Source organism: Nocardioides furvisabuli (assembly GCF_021083185.1).
GTDB lineage: Bacteria > Actinomycetota > Actinomycetes > Propionibacteriales > Nocardioidaceae > Nocardioides > Nocardioides furvisabuli.
On the sequence record NZ_JAIGQB010000001.1, the window covers coordinates 250,690 to 269,120 of the forward strand.

Below are 18,431 nucleotides of genomic sequence, written 5' to 3' on the forward strand. Positions count from 1 at the left end.
ACGATCGAGCCCGACCATGCTACAGGGTGGGGCCGACCGCCCGACTGGGCAGGTGAGAGCAGGTGGTCTAGTCTGGCGAACGGCTCGAGCACACGGGTCGTTGAACTCCTCCTCCCTGGGGGTGGTGGCCGGTGCCGCACTCGATCTCCAAGCGCGTTCCGTCCGGGACCTATGACTTCGAAGGCGTCGGCGACGACGCCCGCGCGTGGCTCGACCGGGCCTACGGCACCTCCCTGCGGCTGTCGGGCCGCGTCGGGACGGTGCGCCACAGCCGCGTCGACCACGGCACCGTCGCGTTCGACCACCTGCTGATCGACTCGGCCTTCACCGTCGACTCCGACCCCATGCCGGCCCTCGTGGTCGTCGACCTCATCGGCGGCGACTCGCAGTACTCCCGCGAGGAGGTCACCAGCCGCAACCGCGACGGCGACTCCGTGCTCGTCGCCGGGTGGGACATGCCGTTCACCAACACGAGCCACGGCTTCGAGGTGCGCACGACCACGCTCACCACCGAGGCCGTGACCGCCGCCGTGGAGGAGCTCGTCCCCGACTGCTCGTGGCAGCAGATCAGCTTCAGCTCCTACGTCCCGCGTACGCCGTCCGCCGGGGCGCGCTGGCGCGCCACCGTCGACCAGCTGAGCCACCGCACCCCGACCACAGCCGCCGAGAAGGCCGAGGTCGGTCGCCTGCTGGCCCAGACCCTGCTCCAGACCTTCCCCAACAACGTGATGGCCCGGGCCTCCCGCCTCGACCGCGGGTCGGGCAGCCGCGACGCCACCCCGTCGCTGGTGCGCAACGCGATGCACCTCATCGAGGTCCGCGCCTACGAGGACCTGAAGCTCGACGACCTGGCGAGCGCGTGCGGGGTCTCCCCGCGCGCCCTGCAGTACGCCTTCCGCCGCCACCTCGACTGCACGCCGATGGACTACCTCCGCCGGGTCCGGCTCGACCTCGTCCGGCGATCCCTGCGCGAGGGCTCCGTCCCGAGCGTGACCGACGCGGCGGCTCGGCTCGGCTTCTTCAACCCCGGTCGCTTCGCCTCGAGCTATCGCGCGGTCTTCGACGAGAACCCGCGCGACACCCTGCAACGCGCAACGTCCTGACCCGACGTCCTGGCCCGAACGGTTCGTTATTCGGCTGTCGTGCCGCCGGCGTCGGTGTCAGGCTCGTGACAGATGACTTGCTGGAGACCACGGCAAGATCTTCGACTACCGAGAGGAACTCTCGTGGTCCCCGTGTCGAATGCCCCGCTGCACCTCGCCCATCCCTCCTCTGCCCGCGAGCCCGTCCCGTCGGACCGGCGCACCCCGGAGGAGCTCATCGCCCAGCACATCCCGCTGGCACGCTCGATGGCCGCCCGCTACCGCAACCGTGGCATCGACCTCGACGACCTCGAGCAGGTCGCCCTTCTCGGGCTGACCAAGGCCGCCCGCCGCTTCGACGGCGACGCCGGTCACGACTTCCTGTCCTATGCCGTGCCCACCGTTCGCGGTGAGCTGCGCCGCCACTTCCGCGACGCCGGCTGGACCGTCCGCCCGCCCCGGCGCATCCAGGAGCTCCAGGCGAGGATCGCCGCTGCCCAGGAAGAGCTCGGCGGCAGGCTCGGTCGCTCACCGCGCCCCACCGAGATCGCCGCCCACCTCGGCGCCGGCCTCGACGACGTGGTCGAGGCACTCGGCGCCGACGGTTGCTTCACGCCGACCTCGCTCGACGTCCCCGTCGGTGAGGGCGGCTCGCCGCTCGGCGAGCTGATGGGTCGCGAGGACCGGGACATCGCCCAGGCCGAGGCGCGCATCGTGCTCGCTCCGGTCGTACGCCTCCTGTCCCCCCGCGACCGGCGGATCGTGCACCTGCGATTCTTCGACGAGCGGACGCAGCAGGAGATCGCCGACGCGGTCGGGCTCACGCAGGCGCAGGTGTCGCGGGTGCTCACCCGGATCCTCAAGGACCTGCGTGCCGAGCTCGCGGAGTCGGCCGCCTGACCCACGACCTCAGTGCTGCTCGTCCGGCACCCCGACGTCGAAGACGTCGAGGAGCTGGGCGAGGGTGCGGTAGTAGCCGACCAGCACCACGAGCTCGGTGATCGTCGTCGTGCCGATCGCGGTGTGCAACCGCGCGTAGACCTCGTCGTCGACGTGTGAGGTGTCCTGGAGCAGGCGCCGGCAGAAGTCGTACGCCGTCTGCTCGATGGCGTCGTCGGAGGTGAAGCGTCCCTCGGCCAGGGCCGCCAGCTCCGTGTCGTGGAGTCCGGCGGCCCGGCCGATGCGTGCGTGCGCCCACTGCTCGAAGGCGCTGTCGGTGGCCGCGGCGACCGCCAGGATCGCGATCTCCCGCACCCGGTCGGACAGGCCCGTCGCGTAGCGCACCGCGCTGCCGAGCTCTTGCAGCGGGGCGCCGAGGGCCGGCTCGTGGAGCATCACCTGGAACGGCCCGGTGAGGGCGCCGTCGGGCGTCGTCAGGGGGAAGTGCTGGGTCCCGCTGCCGCGCGGGCCGCCGATGATCCGCGCACGCAGCGCGCGCTGGGCGTCGGTCAGGTCGGCAGGGTCGAGGTCGGGCAGGCGCATGGGACACAGGATGCCCGCAGTGGCAGGGTCCGGCATGCTGGACGCATGCGTTTCACCGAGCACGAGCTGACCGTCGCCGTGACCGCGGCCGCCAAGGTCGTCGCCGGCGCCAAGGGGCGACGCCGCGCCAGGGGCGGGGAGGCGTGGGAGTCGATGAGCAAGATCGAGCGCTACCACCTGCTCGAGGCCGTCGGCAGCCAGGTGCTTCCGGTGCTGCTCGCCCTGCCCGACGTCGAGGTCCCGGCCGGCACCCGGCCCACCTTCACCGACGCCCAGATCGCCACCGCCGTGGAGGAGACCCTGGGCGAGAGCGGCGTGGGTCGGATCCGCCAGAAGGTGGCGGTCGCCGCGCGCCTCACCCTCGTGCGCACGGCCCTCGCCCAGCTGCCGGTGCGGCAGGACCCGGACGCGCTCGTCGTGCCGGACACCCTGCCCGACTGACGGCCCGGCCAGCCCTGCCGAACCTGAGGAGCGCGCTCAGGTTCGGTGCGTACCGTCGAGCGCGATGACTCACACGATGCGCACCCACCGAACCCGTACGTCCCTCGGCGCCCTCGCGGTCGCCGCGGTGCTGACCCTCTCGGCCTGCGGAGGTGGCGACGGCTCCTCCGCCGACGCCGACAAGGACGCCCCGGCCGCCACGTCGAGCGACTCGGAGCAGTCCGAGGCCGGTGCCGGCATCCCCGACGTCGTCGCGGAGGTCAACGGCGAGGAGGTCACCAAGGACGAGTTCGTCCCGATCTACGAGGCGCAGCTCGAGCAGGCCACGGCGCAGTCGCAGACGACCGGCGAGGCCCCCGACGAGGAGGCGCTCAAGCGGGCGACCCTCGACGACCTGGTCGACACCGAGCTGCTCGCGCAGGAGGCCGAGGCCCGCGGGATCGAGGTCACCGACGAGGACGTCGACGCCGAGCTCGCCTCGCTCGCCGAGCAGAACGGGATGGAGAGCGGCGAGGAGCTGCTCGCCGCCATCGCGCAGCAGGGCATGGACGAGGAGACCGCGCGCGCCCAGGTCGAGACCCAGGTCCTGGTCGAGCAGCTCGTCGAGGACGAGAGCGGGCCGTTCGAGCCCACCGAGAAGGAGCTCCGCGCGATCTACGACGCCGCGAAGCAGCAGGCGCAGTCGGGCCAGGGCGGCCAGCAGATCCCGCCGTTCGCCCAGGTGCGCAGCCAGCTCGTCGAGCAGGCCAGGGCCCAGGAGACCGGCTCGGTCGCCGGGGCGCTCGTGGCGGACCTGCGCGAGGCCGCGGAGATCACCGTCAACCTCTGACCCCGACGCGCCGAGGTCGTGGACCCGGTGGTCCGGGGCTGCGGCGATGCTGCCGGGTGGGTGCGGGAGGCACTATTGTTGCTCCCGTGTGTCCGTCCTGTGTGCGTGCGTGCCCCGTCGGCACGTGCCTGTCGCCCCGTGTGAGCCGACGGTGACGACCCGCCCCGCCCTGCGGGTGCGGTGGGTGATGGCCTTCGCCGGGACGTACACCGTGCTGGCCGTCCTGGCACGGCTCACCGTGGTCGAGGGCCAGGCGGTGAGCCTGATCTGGCCCGGGGCCGGGGTGGCGGTCATCTGGCTGCTCGCGGAGAGTCCGCGCCGCCAGCGCTTCGTGCTCGTGCCCCTGCTGCTGCTGCACGCGGCGGTCGTCTGGGCGACCGGAGCCCCGCCGGTGGTGGTGCTGCTGGGATCTGTGTCGGTGACGGTGCAGACCTGGCTGACGGTGGTGCTGCTGCGGCGCTGGTGCCCCTCCCTCCTCGGCGCGGGAGGGACCGAGAGCTTCCGTTCGCCCCGCACGCTCTCCCACGTGTTCGCGGCCGGCGCCCTCGGCAGCCTCGTCGGCGCCCTCCTCGGCGCGCTCGGGGTGTGGCTGTCCGGCACCGGGTGGGACGTCTGGGTCGCGCCCGCCTGGTTCGCGAGGCACGTCACCGGCATCCTCGTCGTGGGCTGCATCGGCCACCTCGCCTGGGAGTGGCGGACGCAGCCCGTCCCGCCGCGTGCCCGTGGCGGGAACCGCGTCGAGCTGGTCGTCCTGTGGGGCGTGTCCGTGGTGGCCGTCGCGGCGATCTACTCCCAGCCGCTCCCCATCGCGTTCCTCCTGGTGCCGCTGGCCGTCTGGTCCGCCGCCCGCTTCCGGACCTTCCTCGCCGCCCTGCACGCACTCGCGCTCGGTGTCGCCGCTGTGGTGCTGCCGGTGGTCGGACGCGGACCGACCTCCGGCATCGAGAGCCCGGTGCAGCAGGTCGTCGTCGCCCACGTCTTCCTGGTCGCCGTGGTGCTCACCGCCCTGGCCGTGGGCACGCTCGGAGACCGCATCGACGAGCTCGTCGTGCGGATGGGCCAGGCCCGTGCCCGAGCGGCCGAGCAGGCCGAGCTGCTCGCCGAGATGACCGAGAGCATGGACGAGGGCCTCGTCGTGCTCGCCCGCGACGGGTCGATCGAGCGCAGCAACGGCGCCAGCCGCCGCCTCGCCCAGCGCGTACGCCCCGGGGCACCCGACGACGTCGCGCTGGTCGCGCTGGTGGACCTCGTCATGGACCCGGCGCCGCGCCACACCGGCGCCTCCCACGCCGAGCTCGGTGTCGGCGACGTGCAGGTGCCGCTCGACTCCGGCGACGAGCTGGTGCTCGCCGTGAACCGCACCTCCCTCTCCGGGGAGGGTGGCGGCCGCTCCGGCACGCTGCTCGTCCTGCGCGAGGTGACCGAGCACCGGCGCGGCCTGCGCCCGCTGGTGGGCTTCGCCTCGACCGCCGCGCACGACCTGCGCGGACCGCTCACCGCGATCCGCTCCTGGCTCGACCTGGCGCTGATGGACCTCGACCCCGCCGGCGACACGGCGACCTCGATCGATCGCGCCCAGAGCGCGGCGAACCAGATGGCCGGCCTCATCGACGACCTCCTCGCCCACGCCGTGGCACAGGCCGGCGACCTGGCCGCCTCCGACATCGCCCTGTGCGGGCCGGGCGGCGCGCTGACCCAGGCAGCCGCGCTCCTCGGACCCGACGACGTCCTCGAGGTGCCCGACGGGCTGCCTGGCGTGCACGCCGACGAGGTCGCCCTGCGCCAGCTCTTCGCCAACCTCGTCGGCAACTCCGTCAAGTACGCCCGCCCCGGGGTGCCGGCGGTCGTGCGGGTCCGGGCCGAGCGCCACGGCGCCCGCGTGGTCGTGGAGGTCGAGGACAACGGTGTCGGCGTCGACGAGCGCGAGCGCGTCCTCATCTTCCAGCGCTTCCACCGCAGCGACAGCGTGCGCGCAGGATTCCGCGGCAGCGGGATGGGACTGTCGATCTGCCAGACCATCGTGCACCGCCACGGCGGCACCATCGAGTGCCTCGGCGCCGACCCGGGCCCGGGGTCGGTCTTCCGCTTCGACCTGCCCGCGGCCACCTCGTCGGCCGCACCCGGGCCCCCGGTGTCGCCCGCGCGCGACGTCCTCAGCAGCGCCTGAGCGCCCCTGCTCAGACGTTGCGGCGGTACTGCCCGCCCACCTCGAAGAAGGCCTCGGTCACCTGCTGGAGCGAGCACACGCGCGCGGCGTCCATCAGCACGGCGAAGACGTTGTCGCCCGAGACCGCGGCGTCCTTGAGGCGTGAGAGCGCCTCCTGGGCCTCGGCGCCGTGCGCGGCCTGGAAGGCGCGTACGCGGGAGAGCTGCGACTCCTTCTCCGCCTCGGTCGCGCGGGCCAGCTCGATCTCCTGGGGCTGGGCGTCGGCGGCCGACTCCTTGACGAAGGTGTTGACGCCGATGATCGGCAGCGAGCCGTCGTGCTTGCGGTGCTCGTAGAGCATCGACTCGTCCTGGATCCGCCCGCGCTGGTAGCCGGTCTCCATCGCGCCGAGAACGCCGCCGCGCTCGTTGATGCGGTCGAACTCCTCCAGGACGGCCGCCTCGACGAGGTCGGTCAGGTCGTCGATGACGAAGGACCCCTGGAGCGGGTTCTCGTTCATCGCCAGCCCCCACTCGCGGTTGATGATCAGCTGGATCGCCAGCGCGCGGCGCACGGAGTCCTCGGTCGGGGTCGTCACGGCCTCGTCGTAGGCGTTGGTGTGGAGGCTGTTGGCGTTGTCGTAGATCGCGATGAGCGCCTGCAGCGTGGTGCGGATGTCGTTGAAGTCCATCTCCTGCGCGTGCAGCGAGCGGCCGCTCGTCTGCACGTGGTACTTCAGCTTCTGCGAGCGCTCGGAGGCGCCGTACTTCTCCTTCATCGTCACTGCCCAGATGCGTCGCGCGACCCGGCCGAGGACGCTGTACTCGGGGTCCATGCCGTTGGAGAAGAAGAACGACAGGTTCGGCGCGAAGTCGTCGATGTCCATGCCGCGCGCGAGGTAGGCCTCGACGTAGGTGAAGCCGTTGGCGAGGGTGAACGCGAGCTGGCTGATGGGGTTCGCCCCGGCCTCGGCGATGTGGTAGCCGGAGATCGACACGGAGTAGAAGTTGCGGACCTGCCGCTCGATGAACCACTCCTGGATGTCGGCCATCATCCGCAGCGAGAACTCGGTGGAGAACAGGCACGTGTTCTGGCCCTGGTCCTCCTTGAGGATGTCGGCCTGCACCGTGCCGCGCACGTTGGCGAGGGCGTACGCCTCGAGCTCGGCGCGCTCCTCGTCGCTCGGCTCGCGGCCCTCGCGCTCGCGGAAGGCGTCGACCTGCTGGTCGATCGCGGTGTTGAGGAAGAACGCCAGCACCGTCGGGGCGGGGCCGTTGATCGTCATGCTCACCGACGTGGTGGGCGAGACCAGGTCGAAGCCGTCGTAGAGCGCCTTCATGTCGTCCAGCGTCGCCACGGAGACGCCCGAGGTGCCGACCTTGCCGTAGACGTCCGGGCGGGGGTCGGGGTCGCGGCCGTAGAGGGTCACGGAGTCGAACGCGGTGGACAGGCGGGTGGCGTCGTTGCCCTCGGAGAGGATCTTGAAGCGGCGGTTGGTGCGCGCGGGGTCGCCCTCGCCGGCGAACATGCGCGCCGGGTCCTCGTCGTCGCGCTTGAAGGGGAAGACGCCGGCGGTGAAGGGGAAGTAGCCGGGAAGGTTCTCGCCCCGCCAGAACGTCACCAGCTCACCGTGGTCGGTGGATCGGGGCAGCGAGACGCGCGGGATCTTGTTGCCGCTGAGCGACTCCCGCGTGAGCCTGGTCGTGATCTCACGGTCGCGGACCACCACCGTCTGCTCGTCGCCGGAGTAGGACTCCACGACCGCCGGCCACCGCTCGATCTGGTCGGTGACCTCGTGGGGCACGGCCTTGCGCGCGGCCTCGAGCAGCGCCGGGACGCCCCCCGCGTCGCCGTCGCCCAGTGCGTCGGCGACGTGCTGCAGGCGCTGCAGGTTCCGCGCCGCCTCCGCCAGCTCGACCGTGCGGGCGTGGTAGCCGCGGACCGTCTCGGTGATCTCGGCGAGGTAGCGCACCCGGTCGGCCGGCACGACCTGCCGGATGCCGGAGGAGTGGCGTACGTCGACGTGGCGCAGCGTGCCCTCGCTGACGGCCAGACCGGCGTCGGCGAGCGCGGCGCGCAGGTGCTGGTAGAGCGCGGTGACGCCGTCGTCGTTGAAGGTCGCGGCGCTGGTGCCGAACACCGGCATGTCGTGCGGCTGCTTGCCGAACGCCTCGCGGTTGCGGACCAGCTGGCGCCCCACGTCGCGCAGCGCGTCCTTGGCGCCGCGGCGCTCGAACTTGTTGATCGCCACGGTGTCGGCGAAGTCGAGCATGTCGATCTTCTCCAGCTGCGAGGCGGCGCCGAACTCCGGCGTCATGACGTAGAGGGAGTGGTCGACCAGCGGCACGATGCCCGCGTCGCCCTGGCCGATGCCGGGGGTCTCGACGATGACGAGGTCGTGGCCGGCGGCCTTCATCACGTCGATGACGTCGGCGAGGTGGGCGGGGACCTCGTGCGCGCCACGGGTCGCGAGCGAGCGGAAGAAGACCCGGTCGCCGTCGAGGGAGTTGGCGCGGATCCGGTCGCCGAGCAGCGCGCCGCCACCCTTGCGGCGGGTCGGGTCGACGGCGATGACGGCGATGCGCAGCTTGTCCTGCTGGTCGGTGCGGAAGCGGCGTACGACCTCGTCGGTGAGCGAGGACTTGCCCGAGCCCCCGGTGCCGGTGATGCCGAGGACCGGGACGACCCGGCGCGCGGCCGCGGACCGGATCTCCCCGAGCGTCGCCTCGTCGAGACGCCCGCCTTCGGCACCGGTGACGGCGCGCGCCACGGCGAAGCGGTCGCCCGAGAGCACCTGCTCGGCGGTGACCGCGGTGTCGGACCAGAGGTCGATGTCGCAGTCGGCGACGACCGAGTTGATCATCCCGACCAGGCCCATCTTCTGGCCGTCCTCGGGGGAGAAGATCGTCACGCCCGACTCGCGCAGGCGCTGGATCTCGCGGGGGACGATCACGCCCCCGCCGCCGCCCACCACGCGGACGTGGCCGGCGCCCTGGGCGCGCAGCGACTCCACGAGGTACTCGAAGTACTCCACGTGCCCGCCCTGGTAGGACGACACCGCCACGCCCTGCACGTCCTCCTCGAGCGCCGCGTCGACGACCTCCTGGACGGAGCGGTTGTGGCCGAGGTGGATGACCTCGCAGCCCTGGCTCATGAAGATCCGCCGCATGATGTTGATCGAGGCGTCGTGGCCGTCGAACAGCGCGGACGCTGTGACGAGGCGGATCGGGTTCTCGGGGCGGTGCAGGTCGGTCATGCCTCGATAGTAGGACTTCCAAGTATTACGCGCGAGTATCCGTCCCGCTGGCGTTGCAGCGGGTGGCCCGGCAGCTCAGGCGGAGTCGCCCAGCCCTGCCCGCAGGGCGGTCAGCCGGCCGGTCAGGTCGCGTACGTCGTCCGCGGGCAGGCCCGGCACCTCGAAGACCTCGGCGTTGAGCGCCGCCGTGGCCTCCTCGACCGCCTCGCGGCCGGCGTCGCTCAGCACCGCGCGCACGACGCGCTTGTCGGCCTCGCCGCGCACGCGCTCGACGTAGCCCTGCGCGACGAGCCGGTCGACCGCGTTGGTGACGCTCGTCGGGTGCACCTGGAGCAGCGAGCCCAGCCGTGACATCGGCATGGCCGCCTCGCGGGTGAAGGACAGCAGCCGCAGCACCTCGTAGCGGGCGAAGGTCAGGTCGCGTGGACGGAGCACGGCGTCGATCCGCTCCATCAGCAGCTGGTGCGCGCGCACGACCGAGGTGACCATCGCCATCCCGTCGGCCGCGCCGGGCCAGCCGTGGGCCACCCACTGGCGGTGGGCCTCGCTGATCGGGTCGCGGGTCATGGCTGGAGGCTAGCCATCGATCGCGGCCAGCATGGCGCAGGCCTCGACCATCGCCGGGCCGTACCAGGTGAGCAGCCGCCCCGACACCAGCCGGGTCGGCGTCGCGAAGGCCTCCGGACCGTCGTCGGCGGTGAAGACATAGGGCTCGTCGGGCAGCAGCACGACGTCTGCTCCGGCTCGATCGACCGCGGCCGGAGTGACGGTCGGGTAGCGGCCGTCGAGGTGGGCGAGGACGTTGACCAGCCCGGCTCGGGTGAGCAGGTCGTCGGTGTAGGTCGAGGTGCCGACGACCATCCACGGGTCGCGCCAGATCGGCACGGCGACCGACAGCCGGCGAGGTGCGGGCGTCGCCCACAGCGACCACGCCCGGGCGAGCCACGCCGGGTCCGCGAGGTCGAGGGCCTCGGTGAACAGCCGCGCCATCGACGCGAGCGCCTCCTCGACCGTCTCGATCCGGGTGACCCACACGGCGACCCCGGCCTCCCGCAGGCGGCGTACGTCGAGCTCGCGGTTCTCCTCCTGGTTGGCGACGACGAGGTCGGGAGAGAGGGTGCGGATCGCGGCGAGGTCGGGATTCTTGGTGCCGCGCACCCGGGCGACGTCGAGGTCGGCGGGGTGGGTGCACCAGTCGGTGGCGCCGACGAGCCGGTCGGGCGCGGAGGCGGCGATCGCCTCGGTCAGCGACGGGACGAGGGAGACGATCCGGCGTGCCGGGCCGGCGAGGGGGACGTCGGCACCGAGGTCGTCGCGCATGGGTCGAGGTTAGGCCTACCGCCGCACTCCCTTGCGCCACGCGCTCGGCGAGCGCGGATCCGGTGCGGGCGTGGAGGTGGCGGGGGTACTCGTGCCACATCAGCTCGTCGCGGCAGCGGTTGCGGTCCGAACGTCGGGGCGTCGGCCGGAGGGAAGGCACCTGGTCACCTTGTCACCGCCATCCCAGCCCGACCGGGTGATGGGACCTGCGACCCCGACGTGGTGGAGTTCTCCCATGAGCAAGCACGCCCGCTCCTCGGGACTGCCGGTCGACGGGGTCGAGGTCGCCACCGCCGAGGGCTGGACGTTCCCGGCGCGCAACCCCACCACCGGCGAGGTGCTGTGGGACGTCCCCGACGCCGGGGTCCCGGACGCGCGGGCCGCGGTGGCCGCCGCCCGCCGGGCCTACGACGAGACCACGTGGAGCACCGACACCGAGCTGCGTCGTGAGGCCCTCTCGCGGCTCCAGGACGCCCTCCTCGAGCGGTCCGACGACCTGGCCCTCCTCATCGCCGCGGAGACCGGCGTCCCGGTCGGGCTCCGTGCCGCGCACGTCGACGCACCGATCGCCGGGATGCGCGGCGAGCCGGGGCCGCCGCCCGTGCAGCCGCCCGGCGTGACCGCGGTCGTCACCCCGTCGACCTCGCCGCTGGCCGTCGCGGTCGCCGAGATCGGCCGGGTGCTGGTCGCGGGCGGGACGGTGGTGCTCAAGCCGGCACCCGAGACGGCGAGCGCAGCGCTCGAGCTCGGCCGCATCGCGCTCGACATCCTGCCGCGCGGGGTGCTCAACGTCCTCACCACGCGCGACGTCGACGTCGCGATCGCTCTCACGCTCGACCCGCGCGTCGACGACGTCTCCTTCACCGGCTCGGCTGTCGCCGGCGAGCGGGTGCGCGAGGCCGCGGAGCGGGCCGGCAAGCGCGTACGCCTCGAGGTCGGCGGCCCGCAGGCCGTCACGGTGGCCGACGAGGACGACCTCGCTGCCGTCGTCTCCGCCGCGGCCGTCGCGGTCGCCGCGAACGCCGGGCAGGCGTGCCACGTGCCTGCCAGCGTCGTCGTGCCCGCCCACCGCCTCCACGAGGCGTTGGACGCGGCGGTCGCCGCCATGAGCGACGTCGTCGTCGGCGACCCGACCGAGCCAGCGACCGTGTGCGGGCCGCTGCGCTCGCCGGTCGCGCGCGACCGGGTGCTGCGCTACCTCGACCTCGCGCGGTCCGAGGGTGGCGACGTCGTGCTCGGCGGGCAGCGGCTCGACCGGTCCGGCTGGTGGGTCGCGCCGACGGTGGTCGGCGGGCTGTCGCGTCAGTCCCGGCTGGTGCGCGAGGAGGTGCTCGGCCCGGTGCTCGCGGTGATCGCTGCGGGACCGAACAGCTGAGCCGCCGCGGTGGCGCCGAGGACGCCCCCGCCGAGCACCAGCACCAGGCCGGGTCCGGGTACCCAGCCGTTCATGCCGACCAGGGTGAGCAGGTGCACCACCTGCCACACCGGGACGACGACGGCTGTGGCGGCGAAGACCGTCGCGTGGACCGCCGCGACCCGGCGGAGGGGGATCAGCACCGCTGCGAGTCCCAGCATCGCGGCGTAGAAGGTCCAGAGCCCGGCGCCGCGGGCCCCCGACACCGAGCCGACGGCGGTGTCGATCCAGGGGAGGAAGGAGCCGAGGAGCACCATCGCGACCGCTCCGGCCAGCCGGCGCCTCGCCGGGTCGGGCCGGCGCCGCGCCCGGACTCCACCGGCAGCCGTTGCACCGCTCATGGGGGGACTGTACGGAACGCGCCAGGCGGTCGGGCCGCAGCGAGGAACGGCGAGTGGTCGCCGCGCACGACGAACGGTCGCCGCATGCACGACGAGCGGTCGGTCTCGCGCGACGAACGGCGCCGGCGGCGGTCTCGAGCGGCGGGCGAGGGCCGCGACGCGCCATCGACCGACGGAATCCGACCGCTCGTCGAAAAGTGTGAGCAGCATCACATCGGCCTGTTGACCCCGCTCACGCCGCGCTGTTTCGCTGCCGGACACGCAAGTCCGTCGTCAGCCAGGAGGACACCGTGGACGAACACCAGCGCCGGGAGTACTGGCGCCGCAATCTGAGACTGATGGCCGTGCTGCTCACCATCTGGGCGCTCGTGTCGTTCGGGGCAGGCATCTTGTTCGTCGAGCCCCTCAACGAGGTCGTGGTCGCGGGCTTCCCGCTCGGCTTCTGGTTCGCCCAGCAGGGCTCGATCATCACGTTCGTGATCCTCATCGCCGTCTACGTCACGCGGATGGACAAGCTCGACGCCGAGTTCGGCATCGACGAGTACGAGGAGGAGGTGCACCACTCGTGAGCGACATCCAGACCTGGACCCTCGTCTTCGTGGTCCTCACCTTCAGCGTCTACATCTTCGTCGCCTACCGCAGCCGGGTCAGCACGACCTCGGGGTTCTACGTCGCCGGCGGCGGCATCCCGGCGCCCGCCAACGGCGCGGCCATCGCAGCCGACTGGATGAGTGCGGCCTCGTTCATCTCGATGGCCGGCATCATCGCCTTCGCCGGCAACGGCTACGGCGGCTCGGTGTACCTCATGGGCTGGACCGGCGGTTACGTGCTCCTCGCGCTGCTGCTGGCCCCCTACCTGCGCAAGTTCGGCAAGTACACGATCCCCGACTTCGTCGGTGACCGCTACAACGAGACGGCCCGGCTGGTGGCGGTGGTCGCAGCCATCGTCGTGTCCTTCGTCTACGTCGCCGGCCAGATGGCGGGCGTCGGCCTGGTCTTCACCCGCTTCCTCAAGGTGGACCCGACCACCGGTGTCATCATCGGCATGGCCATCGTGTTCTTCTACGCCGTCCTCGGCGGGATGAAGGGCATCACCTGGACCCAGGTCACCCAGTACACGGTCCTGATCATCGCCTACCTGATCCCCGCCGTGGCCGTCTCGGCGAAGGTGACCGACGTGCCGGTCCCGCAGATCGGGTTCGGCACGATCCTCGCCGAGCTCGACGCGCTCCAGGCCGAGCTCGGGATCCCGGAGTACACCGCCGCCTTCGGCAGCACGAACATGCTCAACATGCTGCTGATCACGGCGTCGCTGATGTTCGGCACCGCGGGCCTGCCGCACGTGATCGTGCGCTTCTACACCGCCAAGAGCGTGCGGGCCGCGCGCTACTCGGCGCTGTGGGCGCTGTTCTTCATCGCCCTGCTCTACACCACCGCCCCGTCGGTGGCGGCCTTCAGCAAGCTCCAGATCATCGAGGACGTCAACGGGACGGCGTTGAGCGACATGCCGTCATGGTTCGACACCTGGTCGGAGGTCGGCCTCATCACGCAGGCCGACGGCTCGGCGATCTCGGCGCTCCCGGCGGACGCCACGGTCGCCTACGGCGACATCCTCATCAACAACGACATCATCGTCCTGGCCTCGCCCGAGATCGGTGGCCTCCCGGCGCCGATCGTCGGCCTGGTTGCGGCCGGTGCCCTGGCGGCGGCGCTGTCCACGGCGTCCGGCCTCCTGCTGGTCATCTCCAGCGCGGTCGCGAACGACGTCTACTTCAAGAAGATCAACCCGCAGGCCACCGAGGCGCGCCAGCTGATGGTCGGTCGCATCGCGATGGCCGGGGCGATCGTGGTCGCCGGCTACCTCGGCATCAACCCGCCCGGATTCGTGGCCCAGGTCGTGGCGCTGGCGTTCGGGCTGGCAGCAGCGAGCTTCTTCCCGATCCTGGTGCTCGGGATCTTCTGGAAGAACTGCACGGCCATGGGCGCGACGGCAGGCATGCTCGCCGGACTCCTCACGACGATGGCCTACATGCTGTGGACGATCGACATCTACGGCAACGGGGACGGCATCTTCGGGATCCTGGAGACCGGCTTCGGCACGATCGGCATGCTGATCAACTTCGCGGTGACGATCATCGTGTCGCAGTTCACCCCGAAGCCCAGCCCGGTCATGCAGGAGCTGGTCGAGGAGATCCGCTACCCCGGCAAGACCGAGCTCGTCGCCAAGCACGCGCAGGGCGAGGTCTGACCGAGCGCACCGTTCAGTGACGTCTGCGCCACCAGGCCACGAGGCGGTCGAGCCACGGCTCGCGCCGGCGTACGTCGCCCAGGCTGAGGGGGCGGCTCGCGCCGAGCTCCGCGGCCTGGGCGAGGTAGAGCTCGGCGCAGGCCAGTGCGTCGCCGAGCGCGTCATGGGCTGCCGTGACCGGCAGCCCATGACGAGCCCGTGCCCTCCATAGGCGGAGCTCCCCCGGGCCGATCTCGCGGTGGCGGCCCAGCAGGCGCCGCTGGAGCTCCAGGGTGCACACGGCCGGCGGCAGCGCCGGTCGCTCACCCACCGCGCGGAGGGCTGCGTCGAGGAAGGCCAGCTCGAACGGCGCGTGGTGGGCGAGGAGCACGCGTCCGGCCAGGGCGTGGCGCAGCTCGGCCAGCACCTCCGCGAGCGGCCGACCCTCCTCGAGATCGTCGTGGGTCAGGCCGTGGATGGCGACCGCCTCGCCGGGATCGTCGTGGCGTACGACGTGGCGCCGGCCGCCGGAGAGGTCGATGCGCACCCCGTCGACCGGCACCCAGCCCACGGCCAGCACCTGGTCCCGGGCAGGGGAGAGCCCGGTGGTCTCGAGGTCCACGGCCAGCAGGCGCAGCTCGTCGAGCGGGGTGCGGTCGTCGGGGGTCACGTCAGCTCACGCACGGGATAGCGCTGTGCGATGGCGCCCTGCGCCGACCGGATGACGCCGAATGCCGCCTTGAGGTGCCGCTTCTCGAAGTCGCTGAGCGCCGACGGGTCGACCCAGTTGTCGGCCGGTCTCCCCGCGCGCACCTGCTCGACCTGGTGCCGCAGCCGCAGGTGCCCGAGGAACTCCCACGCGTCGCGCAGGTCGGCCGCCAGCGTCGGGCTGACGCGACCGGCGGCGACGGCGTCCTCGAGCCGGGCGAGGGTCGACGTCGCCGACGACCCGCACGCCAGCCCGTGCAGGCGGGCGATCTCGACGATCGTGTTGATGCCGCCGCGCTTCACGTCCAGGGTGTCGCGGTGCTCCCCGGAGCGGTCCACGACCAGCCCGCGGAAGAAGCCGAGCGGCGTGTGGTGCGACGCCGCGGCGGCCGCCAGGTGGGCCAGGAAGATCGGCGTGGCCTGCGCGGCCCGACGTTGGTGGGCCACCAGTGCTGCGGTCAGGCCGGGATCGCCGTACTGGTGGCGCAGGTCGAAGAACACGCTGGCCTCCAGGATCGCCTCCGGGGTGGGCGTGCCGACCCACCTGGCGACGTGGCGGTGCCAGGTGCCGAGCGGCTGGCGCCAGTGGGGGTTGGTGGCCATCTTGTCCCCGCGGCACCGCGGGTAGCCGACGGTCTCCAGGGCGTTCGTGACCTGCTCGGCGAGCTCGGCGAAGTACGACGCGTGCAGGTCGGGCACGTAGTCGTCGTGCAGCACCAGCGCGTGGTCCTGGTCGGGGGCCAGGGCCTGCTCGAAGCGGGCCCGGGAGCCCAGCGTCAGCCAGGCGTACGGCACCGGTGGCGGGCCGAGCCCGGCCTCGGTGAGCGCGATGACCCGCTGCTCGATGGCGTCCCCGACGGTGCTGACGACGCGGCCGGCGTCGTGGGCCGACGTGCCCTGCCGGACGAGCCCCGCCACCACCCGCTGCAGGCGGGTCGCCAGGTCCGCGACGGTGGCGACGTCCGGCGCCTTGGCGATGTCGCCGACGAGGAAGACGGGGTTGGCCTGCTGCAGCCGGAGCAGGTCGGTGGCCGTGACCATGCCGACGGGTCGCTCGTCCTCGACCACGGGCAGGTGATGGATGTTGCGGCGCACGAGCTCGAGCAGCGCCTCCAGGGCGGGCGCGTCGGGGTGGGTGGTCGCCGGGTCCGGCGTCATCACCGCGGACACGGGACCCGCCGGGTCCACCGAGGCGGCCAGGACCCGGGTGCGCAGGTCGCGGTCCGTCATGATGCCGACGAGGGCCTCGCCCTCGGTCACCAGCACCGAGGAGATGCGCTCCGCCGACATCAGCCGGGCCGCGTCCAGGACGGAGGCGTCGGCCCGGATGCTCACCGGGCCCCGGGTCACCAGGTCGCGCACCGTCCCGGACAGCACCGACCGGTCGGCTCCGCTCACGTGCTCTCGCTGCCGGGCCACGGCGTCGCGCAGCATGCCGGCGCGGTGCTCGAAGAAGGCCGAGAACTCGGCGTGCTGCTCACGGAGCTGGTGGAACAGGTCGGCAGGGCAGGCCAGGACGAGGGTGTCCTCGATCGCCCGGACGGTCACCGCCTGCGGCGTGCCGCTCGCCAGCGCGGCGCCGCCGACGCAGGTCCCGGCGGCACCCCGCTCGACCAGCTCGCCGCCGGGCTCCCGGAGCTCGACGGCGCCGGACCTCACCACCAGCAGCTCGACCGGGGCGCTGCCCCGGGCCAGCACCACGCTGCCGCGGCGGTGGTAGCCGATGCTCAACCGGGGCGGGACGGACTCGAGGACGGTGGCCGGGAGGGAGTCGAAGGGGACGTGGCCGGCGAGGAAGTCCCGGATCTCCGCGAGCTCGACGTTGAGTGGCACGCTCCCATCATGCTCGCGCCCGACGCATCGGCACGTGCATGATCCCGTCCTCGTCGAACTCGGGCCCGGCCACCGCGAAGCCGTAGCCGGCGTAGAATCCGGTCAGCGGGGTCTGCGCGTCGAGGCGCACCTCGCGGTCACCGCACAGCGCCATCGCCTCGTCCATCAGCATCGCGGCGAGACCACGACCTCGGGCCGACCGCGCGACCACCACCCGGCCGATGCGTGCCCAGCCGCCGTCGTCGAGCACGCGCAGGGTGCCGAGGACCGTGTCGTCCTCGAGCAGCACGACGTGGCGCGTCGCCGGCTCGAGGTCGCGGCCGTCGAGGTCGGGGTAGGGACAGTCCTGCTCGACCACGAAGACGTCCTGCCGCAGCCGCCACACGGCGTACGCCGTCCGCGCGTCGAGGTCGTCGACGGTGGTCGTCAGCACGCGGACGCTCATCGCAGGAAGTCCACGACCTGGGTGAAGGCGCGGCGTGCCTCGGGGATGAGCGGGAGGAGGCCGTAGACGTGGATGAGGTCCGGCTCCTCGATCGAGGTCAGGTCCCAGCCGGCGTCGGCGCCACGGCGCGCCAGCAACCGGCAGCCGGGGTGGAGCAGGTCGCGGGTGCCGTGGAGCATGAGTGCCTTCGGCAGCCCCGCCAGGTCGGCGAGGGCGGGGGAGACCTCGGGGCGGCCGAGGTCGGCCTCCGAGCCGGCCCACCACAGGGCGTACGCCTGGAGCTTGCTGTAGAACAGCCACGGGTCGACGGCGTCCACCTCGCGGGTCTCGGGCGTCGACGTGGTGAGGTCGACCCACGGCGCGTGCATCACCAGGTGCGTCGCGGGTGTCAGGCCCCGGTCCCGCATCGACAGCGCCATCGCGAGCGCCAGGCCGCCGCCGGCGGAGTCGCCGGCCAGCACGATGCCGCCCTCCTCGTCCGCCCAGCGAGCGGCGTCCGACACGAGGGCGTCGTGCGAGTCGGCCCAGGTGTGCTCGGGGGCGAGGGGATAGTCGGGCATCACGACCCGGGCACCGATCGCGTCGGCGAGCCGGGTGGCGTAGCGCACGTGGACCGCGTCGACCGGGGCCATGAAGGCGCCGCCGTGGACGTAGTAGAGCGTCCGGTGCACGTGGCGCAGGCGCGGGGTCAGGACGTGTGCGGGGAAGCCGATGTCGGCGACCTCGACCGCCCACCTCTGCGCGAAGCGGGGCGTGCCGCGCGTGGGGAGGCTCCGGTCGAGGGTCCGGTGACAGGCCTCGACCCGGGCCCGCTCGAGCGGCTCGGAGTCGAGGTCGCCGGCCTTGCGGAGGCGCGGGATGACAGAGGCCAGCAGGGCGTGGCGGAGGCTGGGCATGGGGCGAGCGT

General features: G+C 72.7%; 17 protein-coding genes. 8 read left to right on the forward strand and 9 right to left on the reverse strand.

The annotated features are described in order from the left end of the window. Nucleotides 1-131: 131 nt before the first annotated feature. Nucleotides 132-1,103, forward strand: a complete 972-nt coding sequence (locus tag K4G59_RS20320) for a helix-turn-helix transcriptional regulator (RefSeq protein ID WP_231248659.1) — start codon at nucleotides 132-134, stop codon at nucleotides 1,101-1,103. 132 nt (nucleotides 1,104-1,235) lie between these two features. Beyond that, the gene (locus K4G59_RS01185) at nucleotides 1,236-1,982 is read left to right on the forward strand and encodes a sigma-70 family RNA polymerase sigma factor (protein WP_231248660.1); all 747 of its coding nucleotides are present in this window, start codon (nucleotides 1,236-1,238) and stop codon (nucleotides 1,980-1,982) included. A gap of 9 nt (nucleotides 1,983-1,991) precedes the next feature. Here the strand turns inward: K4G59_RS01185 and K4G59_RS01190 are convergent, their stop codons facing one another. Further along, nucleotides 1,992-2,564, reverse strand: coding sequence for a carboxymuconolactone decarboxylase family protein (locus K4G59_RS01190; protein WP_231248661.1), 573 nt, complete (start codon nucleotides 2,562-2,564; stop codon nucleotides 1,992-1,994). A gap of 45 nt (nucleotides 2,565-2,609) precedes the next feature. On the opposite strand from K4G59_RS01190, the gene K4G59_RS01195 reads away from it, so the two are divergent. The 3 genes from K4G59_RS01195 (at nucleotide 2,610) to K4G59_RS01205 (ending at nucleotide 6,001) form a co-directional block, all read left to right on the forward strand. Continuing rightward, nucleotides 2,610-3,005, forward strand: a complete 396-nt coding sequence (locus tag K4G59_RS01195) for a hypothetical protein (RefSeq protein WP_231248662.1) — start codon at nucleotides 2,610-2,612, stop codon at nucleotides 3,003-3,005. Between the two features lie 64 nt (nucleotides 3,006-3,069). Continuing rightward, nucleotides 3,070-3,834 (forward strand): SurA N-terminal domain-containing protein, encoded by a 765-nt coding sequence (locus K4G59_RS01200; RefSeq protein ID WP_231248663.1) that lies wholly within the window; start codon nucleotides 3,070-3,072, stop codon nucleotides 3,832-3,834. Nucleotides 3,835-3,985: 151 nt separating this feature from the next. Continuing rightward, nucleotides 3,986-6,001 carry a sensor histidine kinase gene (locus K4G59_RS01205; protein WP_231248664.1) on the forward strand — a complete coding sequence of 672 codons (2,016 nt, stop codon included), beginning with the start codon at nucleotides 3,986-3,988 and terminating at the stop codon, nucleotides 5,999-6,001. Between the two features lie 10 nt (nucleotides 6,002-6,011). On the opposite strand, the gene icmF is transcribed toward K4G59_RS01205, so the two are convergent. The 3 genes from icmF to K4G59_RS01220 all read right to left on the reverse strand — a co-directional run bounded on the left by icmF (nucleotide 6,012) and on the right by K4G59_RS01220 (nucleotide 10,556). Then, on the reverse strand, nucleotides 6,012-9,236 hold the full coding sequence (icmF, locus tag K4G59_RS01210; RefSeq protein ID WP_231248665.1) for a fused isobutyryl-CoA mutase/GTPase IcmF: 3,225 nt from the start codon (nucleotides 9,234-9,236) through the stop codon (nucleotides 6,012-6,014). 75 nt (nucleotides 9,237-9,311) lie between these two features. Beyond that, a complete protein-coding gene (locus tag K4G59_RS01215) occupies nucleotides 9,312-9,803 on the reverse strand; it encodes a MarR family winged helix-turn-helix transcriptional regulator (protein ID WP_231248666.1) in 492 nt (163 codons plus the stop codon). 9 nt (nucleotides 9,804-9,812) lie between these two features. Further along, nucleotides 9,813-10,556 (reverse strand): helical backbone metal receptor, encoded by a 744-nt coding sequence (locus K4G59_RS01220; protein ID WP_231248667.1) that lies wholly within the window; start codon nucleotides 10,554-10,556, stop codon nucleotides 9,813-9,815. A gap of 235 nt (nucleotides 10,557-10,791) precedes the next feature. Between K4G59_RS01220 and K4G59_RS01225 the strand changes: the two genes are divergently transcribed. Continuing rightward, a complete protein-coding gene (locus tag K4G59_RS01225) occupies nucleotides 10,792-11,931 on the forward strand; it encodes an aldehyde dehydrogenase family protein (protein WP_231248668.1) in 1,140 nt (379 codons plus the stop codon). On the opposite strand, the gene K4G59_RS01230 is transcribed toward K4G59_RS01225, so the two are convergent. Beyond that, nucleotides 11,859-12,311, reverse strand: a complete 453-nt coding sequence (locus K4G59_RS01230) for a hypothetical protein (RefSeq protein ID WP_231248669.1) — start codon at nucleotides 12,309-12,311, stop codon at nucleotides 11,859-11,861. The two genes, K4G59_RS01225 and K4G59_RS01230, sit on opposite strands and share 73 nt — an antisense overlap. A gap of 290 nt (nucleotides 12,312-12,601) precedes the next feature. On the opposite strand from K4G59_RS01230, the gene K4G59_RS01235 reads away from it, so the two are divergent. Together K4G59_RS01235 and K4G59_RS01240 are read left to right on the forward strand one after the other, a co-directional pair. Further along, nucleotides 12,602-12,880: a DUF4212 domain-containing protein gene (locus K4G59_RS01235; RefSeq protein WP_224273414.1), complete on the forward strand. Its 279-nt coding sequence runs from the start codon at nucleotides 12,602-12,604 to the stop codon at nucleotides 12,878-12,880. Next, nucleotides 12,877-14,559 carry a sodium:solute symporter family protein gene (locus tag K4G59_RS01240; protein WP_231248670.1) on the forward strand — a complete coding sequence of 561 codons (1,683 nt, stop codon included), beginning with the start codon at nucleotides 12,877-12,879 and terminating at the stop codon, nucleotides 14,557-14,559. The genes K4G59_RS01235 and K4G59_RS01240 overlap by 4 nt, the downstream gene beginning before the upstream one ends. Nucleotides 14,560-14,572: 13 nt before the next feature. Here the strand turns inward: K4G59_RS01240 and K4G59_RS01245 are convergent, their stop codons facing one another. Genes K4G59_RS01245 through K4G59_RS01260 form a run of 4 tightly spaced genes read right to left on the reverse strand, consistent with a single transcriptional unit; the run spans nucleotide 14,573 to nucleotide 18,420 of the window. Next, nucleotides 14,573-15,208, reverse strand: coding sequence for a 3'-5' exonuclease (locus K4G59_RS01245; protein WP_231248671.1), 636 nt, complete (start codon nucleotides 15,206-15,208; stop codon nucleotides 14,573-14,575). Then, nucleotides 15,205-17,079 (reverse strand): putative nucleotidyltransferase substrate binding domain-containing protein, encoded by a 1,875-nt coding sequence (locus K4G59_RS01250; protein ID WP_231248672.1) that lies wholly within the window; start codon nucleotides 17,077-17,079, stop codon nucleotides 15,205-15,207. The genes K4G59_RS01245 and K4G59_RS01250 overlap by 4 nt, the downstream gene beginning before the upstream one ends. 7 nt (nucleotides 17,080-17,086) lie before the next feature. Next, nucleotides 17,087-17,524: a GNAT family N-acetyltransferase gene (locus K4G59_RS01255; protein WP_231248673.1), complete on the reverse strand. Its 438-nt coding sequence runs from the start codon at nucleotides 17,522-17,524 to the stop codon at nucleotides 17,087-17,089. Further along, nucleotides 17,521-18,420, reverse strand: coding sequence for an alpha/beta hydrolase (locus tag K4G59_RS01260; protein WP_231248674.1), 900 nt, complete (start codon nucleotides 18,418-18,420; stop codon nucleotides 17,521-17,523). Before K4G59_RS01260 ends, K4G59_RS01255 begins: the two co-directional genes overlap by 4 nt. Nucleotides 18,421-18,431 lie beyond the last annotated feature (11 nt).

Bases quoted from the DNA above. Each gene is read 5' to 3' on its own strand.
- K4G59_RS01190 (WP_231248661.1), bottom strand. From the start codon at position 2,564: ATGCGCCTGCCCGACCTCGACCCTGCCGACCTGACCGACGCCCAGCGC.
- K4G59_RS01195 (WP_231248662.1), top strand. From the start codon at position 2,610: ATGCGTTTCACCGAGCACGAGCTGACCGTCGCCGTGACCGCGGCCGCC.
- K4G59_RS01200 (WP_231248663.1), top strand. From the start codon at position 3,070: ATGACTCACACGATGCGCACCCACCGAACCCGTACGTCCCTCGGCGCC.
- icmF (WP_231248665.1), bottom strand. From the start codon at position 9,236: ATGACCGACCTGCACCGCCCCGAGAACCCGATCCGCCTCGTCACAGCG.
- K4G59_RS01215 (WP_231248666.1), bottom strand. From the start codon at position 9,803: ATGACCCGCGACCCGATCAGCGAGGCCCACCGCCAGTGGGTGGCCCAC.
- K4G59_RS01220 (WP_231248667.1), bottom strand. From the start codon at position 10,556: ATGCGCGACGACCTCGGTGCCGACGTCCCCCTCGCCGGCCCGGCACGC.
- K4G59_RS01225 (WP_231248668.1), top strand. From the start codon at position 10,792: ATGAGCAAGCACGCCCGCTCCTCGGGACTGCCGGTCGACGGGGTCGAG.
- K4G59_RS01230 (WP_231248669.1), bottom strand. From the start codon at position 12,311: ATGAGCGGTGCAACGGCTGCCGGTGGAGTCCGGGCGCGGCGCCGGCCC.
- K4G59_RS01255 (WP_231248673.1), bottom strand. From the start codon at position 17,524: ATGAGCGTCCGCGTGCTGACGACCACCGTCGACGACCTCGACGCGCGG.
- K4G59_RS01260 (WP_231248674.1), bottom strand. From the start codon at position 18,420: ATGCCCAGCCTCCGCCACGCCCTGCTGGCCTCTGTCATCCCGCGCCTC.